Source organism: Loktanella salsilacus (assembly GCF_024206795.1).
Lineage (GTDB): Bacteria > Pseudomonadota > Alphaproteobacteria > Rhodobacterales > Rhodobacteraceae > Loktanella > Loktanella salsilacus.
This window is the reverse complement of the sequence record NZ_CP072994.1, coordinates 2,142,788-2,161,100: the sequence shown is the minus strand read 5'-3', so window position 1 is coordinate 2,161,100 and position 18,313 is coordinate 2,142,788. Positions and strand designations below refer to the sequence as shown.

At 58.5% G+C, this 18,313-nt stretch carries 18 protein-coding genes and 3 pseudogenes; 13 read left to right on the top strand and 8 right to left on the bottom strand.

Going from position 1 to position 18,313, the window contains the following annotated elements; translation table 11 throughout:
* Nucleotides 1–77: 77 nt before the first annotated feature.
* The 6 genes from KBW81_RS10515 (at nucleotide 78) to KBW81_RS10490 (ending at nucleotide 4,962) form a co-directional block, all read left to right on the top strand.
* The gene (locus tag KBW81_RS10515; protein ID WP_254247137.1) at nucleotides 78–575 is read left to right on the top strand and encodes a TRAP transporter small permease; all 498 of its coding nucleotides are present in this window, start codon (nucleotides 78–80) and stop codon (nucleotides 573–575) included.
* Nucleotides 572–1,840 (top strand): TRAP transporter large permease, encoded by a 1,269-nt coding sequence (locus KBW81_RS10510; RefSeq protein WP_254247136.1) that lies wholly within the window; start codon nucleotides 572–574, stop codon nucleotides 1,838–1,840. Before KBW81_RS10515 ends, KBW81_RS10510 begins: the two co-directional genes overlap by 4 nt.
* A gap of 11 nt (nucleotides 1,841–1,851) precedes the next feature.
* Nucleotides 1,852–2,619 (top strand): SDR family oxidoreductase, encoded by a 768-nt coding sequence (locus KBW81_RS10505; protein ID WP_254247135.1) that lies wholly within the window; start codon nucleotides 1,852–1,854, stop codon nucleotides 2,617–2,619.
* A gap of 9 nt (nucleotides 2,620–2,628) precedes the next feature.
* On the top strand, nucleotides 2,629–3,939 hold the full coding sequence (gene hisD / locus KBW81_RS10500) for a histidinol dehydrogenase (RefSeq protein ID WP_254247134.1): 1,311 nt from the start codon (nucleotides 2,629–2,631) through the stop codon (nucleotides 3,937–3,939).
* The gene (locus KBW81_RS10495) at nucleotides 3,939–4,691 is read left to right on the top strand and encodes an SDR family NAD(P)-dependent oxidoreductase (protein ID WP_254249046.1); all 753 of its coding nucleotides are present in this window, start codon (nucleotides 3,939–3,941) and stop codon (nucleotides 4,689–4,691) included. Before hisD ends, KBW81_RS10495 begins: the two co-directional genes overlap by 1 nt.
* 166 nt (nucleotides 4,692–4,857) lie before the next feature.
* A complete protein-coding gene (locus tag KBW81_RS10490) occupies nucleotides 4,858–4,962 on the top strand; it encodes a hypothetical protein (protein ID WP_254247133.1) in 105 nt (34 codons plus the stop codon).
* A 64-nt stretch (nucleotides 4,963–5,026) separates the two neighbouring features.
* On the opposite strand, the gene KBW81_RS10485 is transcribed toward KBW81_RS10490, so the two are convergent.
* Nucleotides 5,027–5,776: a sulfite exporter TauE/SafE family protein gene (locus tag KBW81_RS10485; protein WP_254247132.1), complete on the bottom strand. Its 750-nt coding sequence runs from the start codon at nucleotides 5,774–5,776 to the stop codon at nucleotides 5,027–5,029.
* Between the two features lie 383 nt (nucleotides 5,777–6,159).
* Here KBW81_RS10485 and KBW81_RS10480 point away from each other — a divergent pair.
* Together KBW81_RS10480 and KBW81_RS10475 are read left to right on the top strand one after the other, a co-directional pair.
* Nucleotides 6,160–6,297: pseudogene (locus KBW81_RS10480) on the top strand (GntR family transcriptional regulator); the annotation flags it as partial.
* A gap of 81 nt (nucleotides 6,298–6,378) precedes the next feature.
* Complete coding sequence (locus tag KBW81_RS10475) at nucleotides 6,379–6,861, top strand: FadR/GntR family transcriptional regulator (RefSeq protein WP_254249045.1); 483 nt, start codon at nucleotides 6,379–6,381, stop codon at nucleotides 6,859–6,861.
* A 181-nt stretch (nucleotides 6,862–7,042) separates the two neighbouring features.
* On the opposite strand, the gene KBW81_RS10470 is transcribed toward KBW81_RS10475, so the two are convergent.
* The gene (locus KBW81_RS10470; RefSeq protein WP_254247131.1) at nucleotides 7,043–7,534 is read right to left on the bottom strand and encodes a hypothetical protein; all 492 of its coding nucleotides are present in this window, start codon (nucleotides 7,532–7,534) and stop codon (nucleotides 7,043–7,045) included.
* A gap of 76 nt (nucleotides 7,535–7,610) precedes the next feature.
* Nucleotides 7,611–8,678 carry an IS630 family transposase gene (locus tag KBW81_RS10465; RefSeq protein ID WP_254247130.1) on the bottom strand — a complete coding sequence of 356 codons (1,068 nt, stop codon included), beginning with the start codon at nucleotides 8,676–8,678 and terminating at the stop codon, nucleotides 7,611–7,613.
* A gap of 140 nt (nucleotides 8,679–8,818) precedes the next feature.
* Between KBW81_RS10465 and KBW81_RS18795 the strand changes: the two are divergent.
* From KBW81_RS18795 to KBW81_RS10435, 5 genes and pseudogenes are all read left to right on the top strand, one after another.
* A pseudogene (locus KBW81_RS18795) lies at nucleotides 8,819–9,328 on the top strand (sodium:calcium antiporter).
* A 43-nt stretch (nucleotides 9,329–9,371) separates the two neighbouring features.
* Nucleotides 9,372–9,764: pseudogene (locus tag KBW81_RS10450) on the top strand (sodium:calcium antiporter).
* A 298-nt stretch (nucleotides 9,765–10,062) separates the two neighbouring features.
* Nucleotides 10,063–11,019, top strand: a complete 957-nt coding sequence (gene speB / locus KBW81_RS10445; protein ID WP_254247127.1) for an agmatinase — start codon at nucleotides 10,063–10,065, stop codon at nucleotides 11,017–11,019.
* 723 nt (nucleotides 11,020–11,742) lie between these two features.
* Nucleotides 11,743–11,994, top strand: coding sequence for a helix-turn-helix domain-containing protein (locus KBW81_RS10440; RefSeq protein ID WP_254247126.1), 252 nt, complete (start codon nucleotides 11,743–11,745; stop codon nucleotides 11,992–11,994).
* Between the two features lie 639 nt (nucleotides 11,995–12,633).
* The gene (locus tag KBW81_RS10435; protein ID WP_254247125.1) at nucleotides 12,634–12,915 is read left to right on the top strand and encodes a fumarylacetoacetate hydrolase family protein; all 282 of its coding nucleotides are present in this window, start codon (nucleotides 12,634–12,636) and stop codon (nucleotides 12,913–12,915) included.
* 28 nt (nucleotides 12,916–12,943) lie between these two features.
* Here the strand turns inward: KBW81_RS10435 and KBW81_RS10430 are convergent, their stop codons facing one another.
* The 5 genes from KBW81_RS10430 to KBW81_RS10410 are packed head-to-tail and all read right to left on the bottom strand — an operon-like array spanning nucleotide 12,944 to nucleotide 18,201.
* Complete coding sequence (locus tag KBW81_RS10430; RefSeq protein WP_254247124.1) at nucleotides 12,944–13,876, bottom strand: SMP-30/gluconolactonase/LRE family protein; 933 nt, start codon at nucleotides 13,874–13,876, stop codon at nucleotides 12,944–12,946.
* Nucleotides 13,873–14,814, bottom strand: coding sequence for an ABC transporter permease (locus tag KBW81_RS10425; protein WP_254247123.1), 942 nt, complete (start codon nucleotides 14,812–14,814; stop codon nucleotides 13,873–13,875). Before KBW81_RS10425 ends, KBW81_RS10430 begins: the two co-directional genes overlap by 4 nt.
* A 5-nt stretch (nucleotides 14,815–14,819) precedes the next feature.
* Nucleotides 14,820–15,755, bottom strand: coding sequence for an ABC transporter permease (locus KBW81_RS10420; RefSeq protein WP_254247122.1), 936 nt, complete (start codon nucleotides 15,753–15,755; stop codon nucleotides 14,820–14,822).
* Complete coding sequence (locus KBW81_RS10415; protein ID WP_254247121.1) at nucleotides 15,752–17,191, bottom strand: sugar ABC transporter ATP-binding protein; 1,440 nt, start codon at nucleotides 17,189–17,191, stop codon at nucleotides 15,752–15,754. Before KBW81_RS10415 ends, KBW81_RS10420 begins: the two co-directional genes overlap by 4 nt.
* A gap of 5 nt (nucleotides 17,192–17,196) precedes the next feature.
* On the bottom strand, nucleotides 17,197–18,201 hold the full coding sequence (locus tag KBW81_RS10410) for an ABC transporter substrate-binding protein (protein ID WP_254247120.1): 1,005 nt from the start codon (nucleotides 18,199–18,201) through the stop codon (nucleotides 17,197–17,199).
* Nucleotides 18,202–18,313 lie beyond the last annotated feature (112 nt).

The window sequence follows — 18,313 nt, the reverse complement described above, 5'->3', positions numbered from 1 at the left end:
CATGGATGGTGAAAGGGAAGCGATGGTTTCTCTTTCATCGCACCTTGCCAACGAATAATAAATGCAGGAGGTCGCAGATGCAAAACGCACTGCGCACGATCGTTCGCGGCGTCGACTGGGTGAATTGGCTAGTTGGCTGGCTGCTCGCAGCAATGATAATGGTCATGTCCGTTCTCATCAGCTGGCAGGTTTTTGCTCGCTACGTCATGGGCAACTCGCTTAGCTTTTCCGAGGAGGTGTCGCGTTTTTCCATGGTCTGGATGGCGATGCTGGGTGCGGCTTATGCCTACCGCTATGGCTCGTTGATCGCGGTCGACCTACTGACGATCATGTCCGGTCCTGTTCTTAGCCGAGTCTTACGCCTGACAGTCGCAATAGCATCCTGCATATTTGCCTATGTTCTGTTGACACAGGGCTGGGCGATTACGGAACGGGTCGCAAGTCAGACGGCACCCAGCACGCGGGTTTCGATGGGGTGGCTTTATGCCTCAATGCCAGCGGGGGCGGCGCTGATACTCGTAAACGCTATCGGGATTGTCGCCGCGGACTTCGCCGGGGAAGAGGTTACACGATGATTGCGCTATTATTCGGCCTCCTGTTGTTTCTTTTGTTGCTTGGCGTCCCTGTCACCTTTGCTCTTGGATTAGCTGCTGTCGTTACAATCTGGCAGGGCAATATCATGCCTCTGCTGATCGTCCCGCAAGAAATGATCCGCTCGATGAACTCCTTCCCGCTGCTCGCTATTCCGTTCTTTATCTTAGCAGGAAATCTGATGCAGGCGGGTGGCATCTCTCGTCGTTTGGTGGATTTTTCTAAGACCCTTGTTGGTAGCACCACGGGTGGTTTGGCGATGGTGGCAATCGTCACTTCCGCTTTCTTCGCTGCGATCTCGGGCTCTGGTGCGGCGACAACTGCGGCCGTTGGTGCCATTTTAATCCCTGCCATGATCGCACAGGGCTACAGCGCATCATACGCTGCGGCTAACCAAGCGGCAGCGGGTGCGTTGGGTGTCATTATCCCTCCTAGCATCCCCCTGATCCTCTACGCCATCTCGGCGAACCAGTCGGTCGGTGACATGTTCGCAGCTGGGTTCCTGCCGGGCTTTATTGTCGTTCTTTCTCTGCTCATTTACGCTTGGTATCACGCCCGTAGCCAAACAACTCTTCCAGAAGAGCCCGCCAACCTTAGCCGCATTCTGCGTGCAGGGTGGTCGGCGCTGCTTGCACTTCTTATGCCAACATTGATTCTGGGCGGAATTTATGGCGGTGTTGTCACCCCGACAGAGGCTGCTGTCGTTGCCGTTGTTTACTCGCTGGTCGTAGGCGTCGTAATTTACCGAGAACTGCCCTTTAAGGAAATTCCGGTTATCTTGCGCGACAGTGCAGTCACCTCTGCCGTGATTTTATCGATCATCGCAGCCGCTGGGCTTTATGGACGGGTCATTCTGTCCCTGCAGGTGCCGACTGTCATCTCGAACTTAGTGGTCGGTGCAATTGATAGTCCGTGGTTGTTTATCATCCTCGTAAACGTCCTGCTTTTGATTGTTGGTATGTTCCTCGAGGCTGCTGCGGCCATTCTGATCTTTACGCCAATCCTATTGCCAATCGCGCTCAGCTTTGGGTTTGATCCGGTCCACTTTGGCGTGATCATGATCGTCAACTTAGCAATGGGCATGTTCACACCGCCAGTCGGACTGAACCTGTTCATCGCTTCAAATATTGCAAAAACCAGCATTCCACGGATTGCGCGATCGGTGGTTCCTTTCGTGCTGATTCTGATGGCCGATCTGATGATCATCAGTTTCGTGCCGTGGCTGTCGCTGGTCTTTACTGGAAAATAGGACAAATCATCATGGATCTTTCTCTAACAAATGCCCGCGTTATCGTGACAGCGGGAGCAGGCGGCATAGGCCGCGCTATCGTCGAAGGTTTTATGGCCGAAGGAGCACATGTAGCGACCTGCGATATTGATGTGTCCGGGCTGGACAGTCTGCCTGACGGTGTCTTTCACCGCGCCGTCGATGTCTCGGATGCTGTCGCCCTCGGAACCTTCATGGATGACGCAGTGCAGGCCTTGGGTGGACTGGATTGCCTCGTCAACAATGCAGGGATTGCCGGACCGACCGGGCGGATTGAGGATATCCTCTTAGATGCTGTGCAGGAGTGCCTGAACATTTGTCTAATTAGTCAATTCACTACGATTGGATGCGCAGTTCCGCATCTGCGAAAAAGCGCCAATGCGTCGATCATCAACGTTTCGTCGCTGGCGGGGCGCCTCGGGTTTAAACTCCGCAGCCCTTATGCAGCGGCAAAGTGGGGCGTGATCGGCCTTACGAAGTCGATGGCGATGGAGCTAGGCGATGATGGCATTCGCGTAAATGCGCTGCTGCCCGGCCTAGTTGCGGGCGATCGACAACGCCGAGTGTTAGAGGCGCGTGCAAACGCCCAAGGCGTTAGTTTCGAAGAAGCGGAGCGCGATGCCTTCGCTCGGACATCAATCAAGGAATACGTCACGCCGGAGCAGCTGGCCGATCAGGTTGTTTATCTGGCCAGTGCGCGGGCTCGGACAATTTCAGGGCAGGCCATATCGGTTTGCGGCGATACTGGTATGTTAGGATAGGATTATAACATGACAATCACTTACCTCAAGCGTGGCAAGTCGACCGAAGAACGTGGGCAGGATGATAGCCTCACCCGTGCAACCGTCGAAGATATCTTAAAAGACATCGAAGTGCGCGGTGATGTCGCGGTGCGCGAGTTGAGTCAAAAATTTGACAATTATGCCCCAGATAGCTTTCGCCTGACTACAGCCCAGATCAACTCACTAATCGCGCAGCTGACCCCGCAAGAGCTGGACGATATCAAGTTTGCTCAGGATCAAGTCAGGCGCTTTGCACAGGCCCAGAGGGCGTCGATGCAGGATATCGAGGTCGAGACGCTGCCTGGTGTGATCCTTGGCCACAAAACGATCCCCGTGCAATCCGTCGGATGCTATGTTCCGGGCGGCAAATTCCCGATGGTAGCCTCTGCCCATATGTCGGTGCTAACGGCGGCAGTCGCAGGTGTTCCGCGCATCGTGGCCTGCACACCTCCTTTTAAGGGGCTACCTAATCCTGCCGTCATTGCCGCGATTCACCTAGGTGGCGCACACGAAATCCATGTTTTGGGAGGCATCCAAGCGATCGGTGCGATGGCGCTGGGAACCGAGACAATTGAGCCTGTCCACATGCTGGTCGGCCCTGGTAACGCTTTCGTGGCCGAGGCTAAGCGCCAGTTGTTCGGACGCGTTGGAATTGACCTATTTGCCGGACCCACTGAAACAATGGTCATTGCGGACGATACCGTAGATGCAGAAATTTGTGCGACGGATCTACTTGGACAAGCGGAGCATGGTTATAATTCGCCAGCAATTTTGGTCACAAACTCGCAAAAACTAGCAGCGGCAACCATAGCCGAGATTGATAGGTTGCTGACGATCCTGCCGACGGCCGAAACAGCCTCTGTCAGCTGGCGCGACTATGGCGAAGTTATCCTTTGCGACAGCCATGACGAGATGCTCGCCGTCGCCAACGACATTGCCAGCGAACATGTGCAAGTGATGACCGACCGTGACGACTGGTATTTGGAAAATATGACGAGCTACGGGGCATTATTTCTTGGCCCCCGCACAAATGTTGCCAACGGCGACAAGGTGATTGGCACCAACCATACGCTACCAACGAAGAAAGCAGGTCGATACACCGGCGGGCTGTGGGTCGGAAAGTTTCTCAAGACGCACAGCTACCAGCGCATCACGACCGATGCAGCGGCGGCGCAGATTGGAGCCTATTGCTCGCGGCTTTGCCTGCTAGAAGGCTTTGTCGGACATGCAGAGCAGGCGAATATCAGGGTGCGGCGATATGGAGGCCAAAATATTGCCTACGGTGGTGCGGCAAAATGATGGCAGCGAATTTTGACCTATCGGGCCGTCGCGCACTGGTTACAGGTGCTGGCCGCGGTATCGGGCGAGGCGTGGCAGAAGCATTGGCTTCTGCCGGCGCGCATGTAACTCTTTGTGCGCGGTCCGAGACTGAAATTGACGAGGTTGTTGCTACTATACTGGCGTGCGGCGGCCAAGCTGACGCGCTGCTGCTGGATGTGACAGACACGCAGCTCTTCAAGTCGCGACTTGCGGAAAGAGAGCCTTTCGACATCTTTGTAAACAATGCCGGGACAAACCGCCCAGCCTTATTGGAGGACGTGACGGAGGAGGATTTCGATCTCATTATCGGATTGAACCTACGGGCCGCTGTATTTGCTGCGCAAACTGTGGCCCGCGGCATGGTGCAGCGCGGGGCAGGCGGGTCGATCATCAACATGTCCTCGCAAATGGGGCATATCGGTGCCGCCAAGCGCAGCATTTATTGTGCCTCCAAATGGGCGATCGAAGGTTTCTCGAAAGCACTGGCGATCGAGCTGGGTCCAAATAATATCCGTGTCAACACGATCTGCCCGACCTTTATCGAAACACCTTTGACAGCGCCCTATTTCCAAGACCCAGACTTTCGCAAAGAAACCCTTGGGAAGATCAAGTTAGGGCGGTTGGGGCAGGTTCAGGATATTGTTGGCGCGGCAGTGTTTCTAGCCTCGGACGCCTCAGCTATGACAACTGGTTCAGCAGTCATGATCGATGGTGGATGGACTGCTGAATAGCTAAAACTATAGTATCAGGTTCAACGATATCTTGAAAAACATGGGATTTTCGACTTAATGACCTTTCGGTTCAGTCCATGATTGGCTTTAACGGCTGCAACTTCGACCGAAGTCGCAAATCGATATCGAGGCCGAAGCGGGCTTCGTAAACGCCAACGTGCTTTCGATGTTAGAGTCAGGCTCAACCAAGCTGCCGCTCGATCGCATGCCGGCACTTGCGAAGGCGTTGGAATGTGATCCAAGCTACATCCCTTGGCGCGCGAAAGCCTAAAATAGCTTTTCAAAGTGCCTCTGTGCCTTGGAATACCGCAGTGTCACGACTGCGCCAAGATTGTTCAACGCAAGAAGAACACTAAGGCCATTGTCGCTCCAATACAGGTCACAAAATAGCGCAACAGGTCGGTTCGCACGATGCGGCGGGTCAATCTAGCGCCAAGATACCCGCCAACCGCCGAACTCACCGCCATGATCAAAGCCTGTTCCCATTCAATCAAACCTGCGCTGATAAAAGCCAACGCAGAGACGAGCGAGACTACGGCCGAAAGGACGCTTTTCAGTCCGTTCATGCCGTGTAGATTTACGTATCCAATAAAACCAAAGGTCGCGAGCAGCATAATTCCAAGCCCGCCGTTGAAATAGCCCCCATAGATCGACACCGTCACAATGGCAAAAGCCGAACCGACGGCTCCGACCTTTCCCGCCCCTCTTTGTCGTAAATGCCGCAAAATGAACGGCCCCAAGGCAAACAGGATGGTAGCAAGTAGCAAAAGCCATGGCACAACCCACAAGAAAGTATCACCTGGCGTAACAATCAGAAGCAAAGCACCAATGATGCTGCCAATAACGCCCATGAAAACGATGACGATAAGTGAAAGCGCGCCTTCGGCCTGCATATCATGGCGAAAGCCCCACGCGCTGGTTAAATAACCCGGTAGCGCTGCCAAAGTCGCCGTTGCACTGGCGCTAATAGGCGGCACGCCGACGTAAATCAGTGCTGGAAAACTGATAAATGTTCCGCCACCAGCCACGGCGTTCAAAAGCCCTGCGGCCAAGCCGGCGAGCGCAAGAATTGAAATTTCTAACATTATGGAGCTTTCCATTTGAGGTTTTAGATACAGAAGAGTTGCGGAATCGATCACCAGAAAGGCGCATCACGCACTGGTTACTACGCAACTGTGTTCGGCAGCGCCGCGGACATATGCGCCGAAGGCTGAGGTGCTGCGAGTTGATAAACTGAACCGTTATTGAGGCGCTTCGATCGAGATATGCCGGTAACTTTTCTCGTCACAATAAGGCTTGCGTTTTGGGAGCTGCTAATGACCTGAGCATTAATTTCTTCATCCCTGAAAAGGGTTGTGGCACCGGCCATTGGTTTTGATCGGTAATATTCATTTCGCCTCTTGCTTTCGGATGACATCGTCTCTTTCAGCTCATATAGTGGTCTGCAAATTGGTCTAAGAATGATGCCGTGACGAAAAGTATAAAAACCGTTCTTCCAGAGCTACGCTTTGCCCTTGAGAGTGTCGCCCCTGTCGGTGGAGACCGATTGCCGTCTGAGCGGGAGTTGTCGAAATCGCTGGGGTGCAGCCGCGAAACGCTCCGGGGCTGCTATGATATCCTAGAGGCAGAAGGCAGCCTTTGGCGGCATGTGGGGCAAGGCACTTTTCGGGGCCGCCGACCACGGCACATGCCGGTCAAAGAGACGCTTCTTGTGGAAGGAGCCACGCCCCCGGATTTGATGCGCTCGCGTCTTATACTGGAACCGCAAGTCGCGGCCGAGGCAGCCCAACATGCTGATAAATCGGACGTCATAAAACTTCGCAGCAAAGTGGCGGGCGGACGCGCAGCCCGAGACAGATCAGAGTGTGAGCAAGCCGATGACGCGTTTCACCGGGCTATCGCTGAAACGTCGCGCAATCCTGTTCTAGTCGGCTTCCTTATCTACCTTTCGGGTGCCCGCAGACGCGTTGTGTGGCAACGTGAATGGGATCGCACCTATCGGCGCATTGCACCCAATGAATTCCAGACAATTCACAGCGATCAACATAGCAAAATCGTAGATGCGATCGAGGCTGGCGATCCTGCCGCTGCCCTAAGAGCAATGGAGGCACACCTGAAGTCTATCGAAGTGATGATACTCGACAGCAGACCCCATCAAAGAAGAGAGTAGTCCGACGATATAAAATCTATCTGGGCAGGCGTAGTCAGTAAGCTTGGGCTCGTTCCGAAGCTTCACCTCAGTCAGCACCGAGCTCTGGAGTTCGGAGAGCCGACCCTTTTCTGCGGCTAGCAGCCATGTCCACTGTGCGAGCGTTGTAGACATTTGATCTGATCCGAGAGTTTTGACTACCTTAAAACGGATCGACGATCCCATCGACTTCCAGGCCCTGGTTGTTTTCGGTAACGGTTCCATCCTTGTTGAGGAAGTAACTCACGGCACCGGACCCTTTTGGTCCAGGCATGACCAGCATCAATCCTTTGGCGGTGCGCAGGACTTCACCTCTGTCAGAGCAGTTGCCGAACTGGGGGGAAGCGCGCAGGCCGGTGTCTTCGAGTGTGCCCCAGATATAGTATCCGGCGCAGTCGTGTTCGCCTGTTGCCAGAAAGATCAAAAACGAATTGCCCGACAGGGCTTCTACCTCTGGAAAATAGGCGCTTTGAAATGTCAGCGTGTCCACATCGGTGGCGAGTGTCAGATCATCGTTCACGGACGTCCGCGTCATCAGGACAGAGCCAAGCGGCAGTCGTATTTCGGTGGAATCGTCGGCAAAGGCCGGACCAGCAACCAGAGATACCGTCAGCGCAAGGCAGGACATGGCAGGGCGGACACAAGTTTTTCTCATCGGGTTCATTTTCTCATGGCGTTCCGCTGTCAGATAGGGCGGCACGTCATGACATACACCGATGAGTATACCGCCACTACTTCAAAACCCGAAAGTTTTCGTAGGTTATGACGCGGAAGTTGTCTGAGACCTTGTCGCGGAACTTCGTCCATTCCTGCGGGATGGTTTCACGCATGAATGCAAGGATGGCGTCGGCGAACTGCTTTTGACTTGGGTAGTAGCGATTGTGGGTAACGTATTGATGCAAGACGGCCCAAAGCCGCTCAATGGGATTGAGATGAGGGCAGTAAGGCGGCAGCTGGATCAGATGGATACGGCAAGCTGCCCTGGCGAGGAAGGCTCTGACATCGGGCCCTTTGTGGTAGGCCGCGTTGTCCCAGATGACATGAATGATGCGCTTGTCAGGGTTGCGCACTTCGATCTTGGTCAGAAGCTGTGCTGCACTGACGCCATCAACGGTTGTGGGCTCGACAAAGGGTGCATCGAAGGTTTCAAGGTTCACAGCCCCATGAATATTCACACGACCGCGCCCTGCCGTGCTGAGAACCGCTGGATTTGATCCTACCTTCACCCAGCCAAACGCAGGCTTGGTCTGGTATTCCGGATGCACCGCATCGGCGAAGTAGACGGCTTCATCCGCTGGTAACTCACGCATCAGGCGGTCGTAGAATGCGATGAAAGCGGCCTGTTTTTCCACGGATGCCACGCGCGGCAGGGGCTTGGGCTTGCGGTATTCAAAGCCCAGTCGGGCCAGAAGTTTAATGCAGCCAGAATGGGAATAGTTCAGACCGCACTCAGCTGCGACATGGGCCCTGATCTCGACCGTCGAGCGACAGAAGCGTGCTTCCAGCCAGGCGCATAAAGCAACCTCCTGTGCCTGTGTCATACGGGACTGACCGCCTTTCCAGCCGTCGTAGGCAAGCGCATCCCAACCATCTTGCAGGTAGGTTTTATGCCAGCCCCGGATGGTATCGTCGTCTAAGTAGAGAAACTTTGCGATCCGAGCACAGCTTTCCCCGTCGTCGAGCAGCAGGATCGCATTTGCCCGGCGGGCAATGCCGTGGTCCTCGCGCTGGCAACGCACGCAAGCCTCAAGCTCGAGGCGGTCTGCTGAGGAAAGAAAGCCGGGGCGGATCATAGGCATAGCTGAATCGTTCCAAACCCAGCCGTCAAGTCACCAAATTCGGCTTCCGCAGGACTCGGAGTATAGCGCCTTTTTTTCGGAAATTGGCAGCCCGGCGGATCGGGGGCTTGCATTACCATGTGGAAAAAAATCGTTCGCAAATGCTCTTGGGTCACGCGATTGTCACGCCTATTTCGGCGTGGGCGGACGAACTGCCTGCGAGGGTTGTTTCGTTGGATTACATCTATGTTGTGGCCGGACTGATCGGCCTGTTTTTCGGTGGCGAGGCGCTGGTGCGCCGCAGCGTCGGGATTGCCCGGCGCATGGCGATGCCGCCAATGCTTATCGGCCTGACCGTAGTGGGGGTCGGGACTTCGACCCCATAGCTACTTGTCTCGGTTCAGGCCGCGTTGCGCGGTGTGCCAGACATCGCGGTTGGCAATATTGTCGGATCGAATATTGCCAACATTCTGTTGATCGTCGGTCTAACGAGTCTGGTCTGGCCGATCCGAGTCTCTGGCGCGACGCTCCGGCGCGATACGTTTGTCATGGTCGCTGCGGCGATCGCCTTGGTGCCGATATTTGCAACGGGCGAGATCGGTCGACTGCCGGGCGGCTTGCTGGTCCTCGCCCTGGCTTGCTACCTACCTGCAACCCGGCGAGGCCGGTGATGACGACACTGACACGTCTGTTCCGTCCTCCATACTCGTCTTGATGTTCGGGGCCCGGTTTCTGGTCGTTGGCTCGGTGTCTATTGCCTGCGGCTTTGGCGTGTCCGAGGCGTTCATCGGCCTGACAATCGTGGCGGTGGACACGTCCATTCCTGAACTTGCCACATCCATCATTGCGGCTTTCCGGCGTTAGTCGGGAATCGCTATCGGCAATATCGTCGGGTCAAACATCTTCAGCGTGCTGGGCATTCTGGGCGTGACGGCGCTGATCAAGCCTGTGCCTGTTGCCGACAGGTTCCTGACGTTCGATCTGCTAATCATGATTGCGGCCTCGTTGGTCTTGACTGCGGTGCTTTTGACACGCCACGTTATCGGTCGCGGAATGGGTTTCGTCGTGTTGACCGGATACGTGGCCTATGTGTGGTCAACGCCGTGAGGGGATGATCGCCATCACACGGTGAATGTCCCGGCTCGATGCCTCTTCTACCGCCCGAGTGTCACGCCGGAACATGCAAGGCGAATTTGACGTCATGACAGATCCTGTGGCTCCATATGGTCGAAGTGGCCAGACCACAGCAGATCGCACTTGGTTTCATATCCCACTTCTGCACACCTGATGGTTGTTGGGATCAGCAAAGGCTGACAACCAGACCTAAAACAGGTGAGAAAAAGTTGTGTGCCAGCACTGATGCACTACTCACCTTCAAAAGCGAATTTGAAAAAGGACCCAAGGCATGACCGATTTTCACCAACCCGTCGACGCGTCACTTGTCCCACGCTTTGCCGGGCACGCGACGTTCATGCGGCTGCCAGCGGTGGCTAGCGCGCAAGGCCTCGATATCGCGTTGATCGGCATTCCCTGGGATGGCGGCACCACTAACCGTGCCGGTGCGCGTCACGGCCCGCGTGAGGTGCGCAGCATGTCCAGCCTGATGCGCCGCGCGCATCACGTCTCCGGAGTAGTCCCGTTTTCGGTCGCGAATGTAGCGGATGTGGGTGACCTTCAGATCAACCCGATTAACCTGACCGACGGGCTCGCGCTAATTCAACGCGGCATGGCTGACATTGTGGCGACTGGTGCAATCCCGTTGTCGGTCGGCGGAGATCACCTGACAACGCTCCCAGTGCTGCGGGCCGTCGCGGCTGGCGGTCCAGTGGGCTTGATCCATTTCGACGCTCATTCAGACACCAACGACAGCTATTTCGGCGACAATCCTTATACGCATGGCACACCATTCCGGCGTGGTATCGAAGAAAGGCTGATCGACCCCAACCGGATGGTTCAGATCGGCATACGCGGGTCAGTCTATGATCCGACCGAACACGACTGGGCCCGCGAACAGGGGATCCGTGTCATCTACATGGAAGAGTTTGTTCAACGCGGCGCTGCCAGCGTAATGGAGGAGGCTCGCTCCATAGTAGGTGATAGTGCAACTTATGTGACCTTTGATGTCGACAGTATCGACCCTTCGATGGCCCCCGGCACCGGCACGCCGGAAATTGGTGGCTTTACCACCCGCGAGGCGCAAGAAATGCTGCGCCTTCTGGCAGGCGTCAATATCGTCGGGGCCGATGTGGTTGAGGTGGCACCGCCGTTCGACGTCGGTGGAATGACCGCATTAGTCGGGGCGACAATGATGTTTGAATTGCTCTGCGTGATGGCCGACATGATCGATGCGCGCAGGCGTTGAAGCGTATCTGGGTCGGTCGTGGGGATCTGTTGCACACGCTGGGGAGACGGGGGCGTAGCCCTTGGTCTCTGCAACATAGCCGGTGTCCGTCTCTGGCTTTGCAGTCCGGGTTGTTGCTTGTTCTGGCACATCTGGGTTGGTCGCGGAATGTCGCACAACGACGACACCAAGCGATCACGACGAAGATCGCGCTGCTGCAGCAACGTGGCGGCAAGAACAGCTGGTGGAAATTTCGCGGCAATTGGCACTGCGGTTCGGTCTTTCCGGCGTCTCCAAAGACACGTTCGCACAGACGGTCGAGCGATATGGTTGACGTCGAAAAGATACCAGCAGCACCCACGTATCGCGCCGCCGCGTCGGGCGGGCCACCAGCGACTCTCGGGCGGCCCCTAGGATTCGATGTCGGTTGCCCGCTAACCACCAGTGAGTCATTGCATCGACTTTGCACTGTAGGCGTGCTGCCAGTGGCCCTGGCACGTATGGGCATGCGTATGGATCGCTCGCTGCTGCTTGAGCCTTAAGGAAGTGTCAGCGCATCACGATTCTTTTCGCCCTGATCAGTCTGATTTTTGCGTTGACAGAGCATCATCAAGCGTAACGGGCGCTGCCTGTCACCGCTGACGATTTGGCACTGCCGCACGTAAGTCCCAACAAGACCCATGACGCTGCTCGCTATAACGATAGTGTAGCAATGAGCTGCGTGATTTTATGGTAAAATGACTAATGAAACGACCATTCGCTGATACCGACCTTGCAGCCTTCATCGCCAAGCGCGTGTTGGAGTTGCGGCCGAAGTCGCAAATCGACATCGCGGGCGAGGCGGGCTTTGTGAACGCCAACGTGCTTTCTATGTTGAAGTCCGGCGCGACCAAACTGCCGCTCGATCGTGTGCTGGCACTGGCGAAGGCGCTCGACTGTGACCCAAAGCGCCTTTTCCTACTCGCATTCCAGCAGCAGGGCTACGAGACCGAGTAAACCGCGATTGCGGACATCTTCGGCACTGTCGTCACACGAAACGAAGTGATCTGGTTGGAGGAGCTACGAAAGTCCTCTGGTCGCAGCGACCCGTCCCTCACGAGCCGCTCGCGCGCCGCACTCCGGGGGATATTCTCGAAATGACAGAGCATGGTGATGGGACGTTCAAACTTCCCGACCGCCGTCCTCTGACGGATGCAGAATGGGAAGGGGTCATGATGGTGCGCGCGATTACGGGTGGTCGGTTGCCACCCGTGACTTTCAAGCTGACGCAAGAGTTGCAGCTACTGCTGAAGGAGGGAGCAGGCTGATCCTGAGTCACCGCGCGCCTGACATCTCGCTCCGCCCCATCACTTCGGTAATTGGTGTGCGGGACACCGTAGCAACTAATTGATGGAGGAATGGCTCTACATCTGTAACGATGTCCTAGAAGGGGTGCCCATACTGATGGGGATGCCTCGGGGTGCCGCGATGACGGGGTGAACAATTCTACCCATCCATGCAGATTTTAAGCGTGGCACCGCCTAACGTTCGGGCAATTATCGCCCTGCCACTTGCGTGCGTCGCGGTGTGGGTCAGTGGACCAGGGAGAAAACTACGAAAGCTTCGACAAAATGGATCCTTGGCTGGTGACGCGGGATGAGGTCGCCGATCGCCAAGGACCTGTCGCTGTGGCTGATCGTGAATGGCGCGACGATGCAGGACGTATCGATCCAAATTATGGTATGCAGCGCCGCCCGCGTGACCAGCTACCTGTCTCGGTTCATCACGCTCCATACCGGCGACATCATTTCGACCGGCACGCCGCCGGGCGTCGACATGAGGAGGAAACCGCGGCGCTATCTGAAGCCGGGCGACGTGGTGGAACTCGGCATCGTGAGTCTGGCCCGGCAACGGCAGGATGTTGTCGCCGACCGGTGACGGTTGCGGCACCGTCGCGTGGGTCGCATCAGATCGCGCGCGACCGAGTCCAGGGCTCTGCGCCTTCGGCATCGACGAAGATCCGATAGACCGATGTCGTCGCCGTGATGAAGAGGGAACGGCCATTCTCACCGCCGAAGCAGACGTTTGCGACGATCTCGGGCACCAAGATCTTGCCCAGCAGCGTGCCGTCGGGCGCGAAGCAATGCACCCCGTCCCCCGCCGACGACCAGACGTTGCCATCCAGATCGACGCGCAGCCCGTCTGGCAGACCACAGTCGAGCGTGGCAAAGATTCCGGCGTCCCGCAGCGTCGCCCCTGCGACGTCGAACTGGCGGATGACGCTGGGCACGGACGCATCGTGACTCGACCCGCTTTCCGCAATGTAGAGCCGGGTTTCATCCGCGGAGAAGGCCAGCCCGTTGGGCTGCGCGAAGTCGGAGACGACGGGCGCGACGGCACCGCTTTCCGGGTCAATGCGGAAGACATGGCGGGCCGCCAGTTCGGCCGGGGCGCGGTAGCCTTCGAAGTTCGAGATGATGCCGTAGGTCGGATCGGTGAACCAGATAGCACCGTCCGACGACACAACGACGTCGTTGGGGGAATTGAGCCGGGCACCTTCGTGGTCACGCGCCAGCACCGTCAGCGCCCCGTCATGTTCCGTCCGCACGACGTCCCGCGTCCCGTGGCGGCAGCTCACTAGACGGCCCTGACGGTCGCGCGTGTTGCCGTTGTTGAACCCGGACCGCGTGCGAAAGATCGACACGCCACCCTCCGGGCTCCATCGCAGGATGCGTTGCGACGGGATATCAGAGAACAGCAGGCAGGCGTGATCTCCGAACCAGACTGGCCCTTCGGCCCATGTTAGGCCGCTTGTGATCCGGTCTAGGCGCGACATGGGATGGACGAGGTCCAGAAACCGATCGTCGTGGACCAGCAGGTGAGGCGGAAGGGCGATCATGCGCGAACCCTTCTGGTGCTGGCGGCGATGACGATGCCGATGATGATGAGGCCCGTCAGCAACAGGCGCACACCGGCCCCGAAGCCGTAGGAATTGAGCATCGACACAACAAGGAACAGAAAGAGCGACGCCCCCCAGATGCCCGGCACATTTGAGTTGCCGCCCGCGATCGAAGTGCCACCGATCACGACGACCGCGATCGAGCTGAGCAGATATTCCTGCCCCATGTTCAGAGAGGCCCCTCCGGAAAAGCTGGCCAACAAGTAGCCCGCGACCGCGGCCAGGACCGCGACAGTCGTGTAGGTCACGGCACGCACGAGCTCTGTCGGGATCCCTGCAAGGCGCGCGGCGCGCAGGTTCTGACCGGACCCCAGCAGCCAGCGCCCGAAGACACTGCGTTCCAGAACGATCCAGACGACAACCGACAGCACAAGACCGATCAGGGCCACGTTGGGAATGCCGATGGTTCGCCCCGTTGCAAAGTCCGCCAGCCCGGCCGGCGGCTTGATCCGAAGCCCACGGTTCGACCAAATCGCCAGCGACTGATAGATCAGCGAGGCGGCCAGCGTGGCGATGATTGGCGGCAGGCGCAGCAGGTAGATCAGCGCGAAGTTCGCGAGCCCTGCGCCGCAGCCGACACCGACTGCGATGGCCATGCCCAAGAGAGCGGTGCCCGGATCTGACCCCATCCCCTTCAGTGCCACAGTGCCGGCAAGTGTCATTGTAGCAGGAATGGACAAGTCGACGTTGCCCGGTCCCAGCGTGATTACCATCATCTGCCCCAGCCCCACGATGGCCGTGAAGGCACCGAAGGACAGGGCGGCGTAGGCCAACTCGCCCGCACCGCGGCCCTGGGTTAGACCCATGATGAGGGCGAAGGAGGCGGCGGCCGCGATCCAGGACCAGATCCAAGGCCGCCCAATTAGAGTTTTCACCATCGTCATCATCCTGTGCTCCGGTCGCGGCGGGTGAAGATCAGCCGTGCGGTCAGCACGAGGATTAGGATAGCGCCTTGGGCACCGATTTGCCAGTCCGGGCTGAGCCTGAGGAACGTCAGGAACGAGGCCGCGAGGGCGAGGGTCAGGGCACCGATCACCGCGCCGACGGCGCTGACCCGGCCACCGACGAATTCTCCACCCCCCAGGATGACGCCTGCGATCGACAACAGGGTGTAGCGCAGCGCGATGTTGGCATCTGCCGAGGTCGTCAGGCCGACCAGCGCCATGCCTGAGAGCACGCCGAAGAATCCGGCGAGCGCGTAGGCCAGCGCCTTGAGCCGCAGCAGCGGCCAGCCCGCCCGTGCGACGGAGGCTGCGTTGCCGCCAACGCCGCGCAAGACCGTCCCGATCCCCGACCGCATGACGAGGACATGGGACAGGGCCGAGATCAGCACCGCAGCGACAACGGCCATTGGCAACAGGGGCGGTTTAACCGTCATGACGGACCGCAGCCACGCGGGCGCAGTCCCGCCCGGGGATGGCAGGATCATCAGTGCCAGCCCGGTCCAGACGAAGGACATGCCCAGCGTCACCACGATGGCCGGCAATTCCAGCCGGTGGATCAGGGCACCGAGGAACGCATAGGCGGTGATGAGCGCGAGGAGGATGCTGACACCAACGATGGGCTGATCGTTCAAATACGTCGCGGTGATGCAGGCCACGAGGCTGATGAACGCACCCAGCGACAGGTCGATGTCGTTGACCATGATGACCATCATCTGCGCCAGGGTCGCCAGCGCAATCGGGACCGCGAGGTTGAACAGCAGGTTGACCCCGAAATAGCTCATCGCGCGGGGCTGTAAATAGAAGGTGGCGGCCAACAGCACGATCAGGGAAACGGCCGGCAGCAGGATGCGATGCCGCGCGAACAGGCGGATCACGCGTCCGGCTCATGCATGGCAAATGATGCTTCGAGGATGCGTTCTTCGGTGATGTCGGTGCCCGTCAGCTCGGCCGAGATAGCGCCGTTGCGGTAGACGAAGACACGGTCGCACTGGCAGACTTCTTCGGTCTCGGTCGAATACCACAGGAAGGTGCGGCCGCGTGCGGCCTCGGACTTGATCATGGCATATATGTCCTGTTTGGTTCCGACGTCGACGCCCCGCATCGGATCGTCCATGATTACGATTGGCGCGTCGGATGCGAGGGCCCTTGCGAAGAGCACCTTCTGCTGGTTGCCGCCCGACAGCGACAAGACCGGATTGTGCACGTCGTCGGTGCGGATTCCGATCCGCGTCTTCCAGTCGGCGGCGACGCGCGCCTCTGCCTGCCGGTCTACGAGGCCGCAACGGGCGGACTGAGACAGGATCGAGAGAGTCGCGTTGCGCAGGATCGACCACAGCGGCAGGATGCCGTCGCGGCCCCGGTCTCCGGCGACGAAGACAACATCCGGAACCTTCACCCCGCGCCAGGCGGACGTCCGGTCGAAATAAAGGCGGGCCAACGCCTCGGCCTGGCCGTGCCCCGCAAGGCCCGCAAGGCCCACAACCTCGCCTATCATGGCTGTCAGTCCTTCGTCGGTGTGCAAGGCTTCGTCCGTCGGGGGGGGGGGGTGCGTGACGACTTCGCCCGCTTTTGCAGCAACATGGCCCATCTGCTCAACCAGTGATGCCCGCGTGAAATCGGCCGTAGGGCGCGTGGCGACGATCTTTCCGTCCTTCATCACCACGATGGTCGAGGCAACCCTGAAGATTTCGCCCATCATATGGGAAATGAAGACTACCGCGCCGCCAGCGGCACAGAAGGCGGCGATATGGCTCAGAAGCTGGTCCGCGATCCCCGCATCCAGCGAGGACGTCGGCTCATCGAGGATAACCAGCCGGGCGTCGCGCCCGCGAGGGGCAAACCCGATGGCGATTTCGACCATTTGGCGCTCGGCGATGGTTAGTCGATCGACGGCGGAGTCCGCGTCGATCCCGTGATCAGGAAAGACAGTGTCTAGGCTGGCCGCGATTTCCGCGCGTGCGCGTCCACGCCACCCGGCCCCCTTCAGGTCGCTGTGAGAGATGCGCAAGTTTTCCGCCACGGTCAGGTTCGGACAGAGCGACAGTTCCTGAAAGACCGACCGCACCCCGGCTTCAATCGCCCTAGTAGTGCCCTCGGCAGGAAAGCTGACCTCTCCCGCCGAGGGGGCAAGCCCGCCGTTGATCAGGTTGACCAGCGTAGATTTGCCGGCCCCGTTGTGGCCGACAAGTCCGATGCACTCCCCCGGGCCGATGGACAGACTGACGCCATCAAGCGCCTTGACCGGGCCGAAACGTTTTTCGACTGCGGTCAGGGCGACAATCGGCGCACCGGGGATCGTGATACCGGTCATGGAGCTTACTTCGCCCCTTCGATGACGGCCTTCGCATCTGTCAGTTCATAGGACGTGCTGGCGACCGATCCTTCGGGAGTTGCGGCGAGCGATTCATCCAGCGTATCCTGCGTGACGGTCAGGAACGGCACGGTCAGATCCTTGGGCACGTCAGCGCCGTCGAGGATCTGCTGCGCGACCCAGAAGGCCAGCGATGCAACACCCGGCGCGATGGACACGGACATCGTCTCGTAACCGTTCTCGTCGCGCTGCTTTGCCCACCACAGCATCTCGTCCTGACGGTTGCCGAGCACGATCAGTGGGGTTTCGCGCCCTGCGGCGGCAAAGGCCTCAGCCGCGCCATAGCCGTCACCGCCCTGCGTGACGACACCGACGACATCCGGCAGCGACGGCAGGATGCCGGCCACTGCCTTCTGCGCTACGTCTTGCGCCCAGTCGCCGTGGACCGACCCGCTGATCTTGAACTTCGGGAATTCCTCGACGCCCTGGTGGATGCCGGCGGAAATCTCGTCGTCGACGAACACTCCGGCCAGGCCGCGAATTTCCAACAGGTTGCCGCCCTCGGGAATGCGGCCGGCCAGGTATTCGACCTGCATGCGGCCCATTTCCTTAAAGTCCACGGCGATCCGCCATGCACAGGGCTCGGTCACGATTCCGTCGAAGGACACAACGGTCAGGCCCGCGTCGCAGGCTTCCTTAATGGCGCCGTTCAGTGCGGTCGGGGAGGCGGCGTTGACGACGATGGCGTCATACCCCTGCAGGATCATGTTCTGAATCTGCGCGGCCTGTTCGGTCGCCTGGTTCTCAGACGTGGTGAAGGCATCGGCTGCCGCGACGGTGCCGTCGGCCACGGCAGCGGACCCGGCTGCCTCCCATGATTCCAGCATGGCCTGGCGCCACGAGTTGCCGGCGTAGTTGTTCGAAAGGGCGATGCGTTTGCCGGATGTCTCGGCATGGGCACCGGATGCAGCCATGGCAATGGCCGCCGCGCTGAGCAGCAAGGTCTTCATTCGACAGTCTCCTCCCAGAGATGCGCCAATCAGGGCATGGCGCTGGTTTCGGTGCCGCCCTCCCGGCGACGATCCTGGCTGCATGTTCTGCGTGACCGGTTGACCTGTAAAG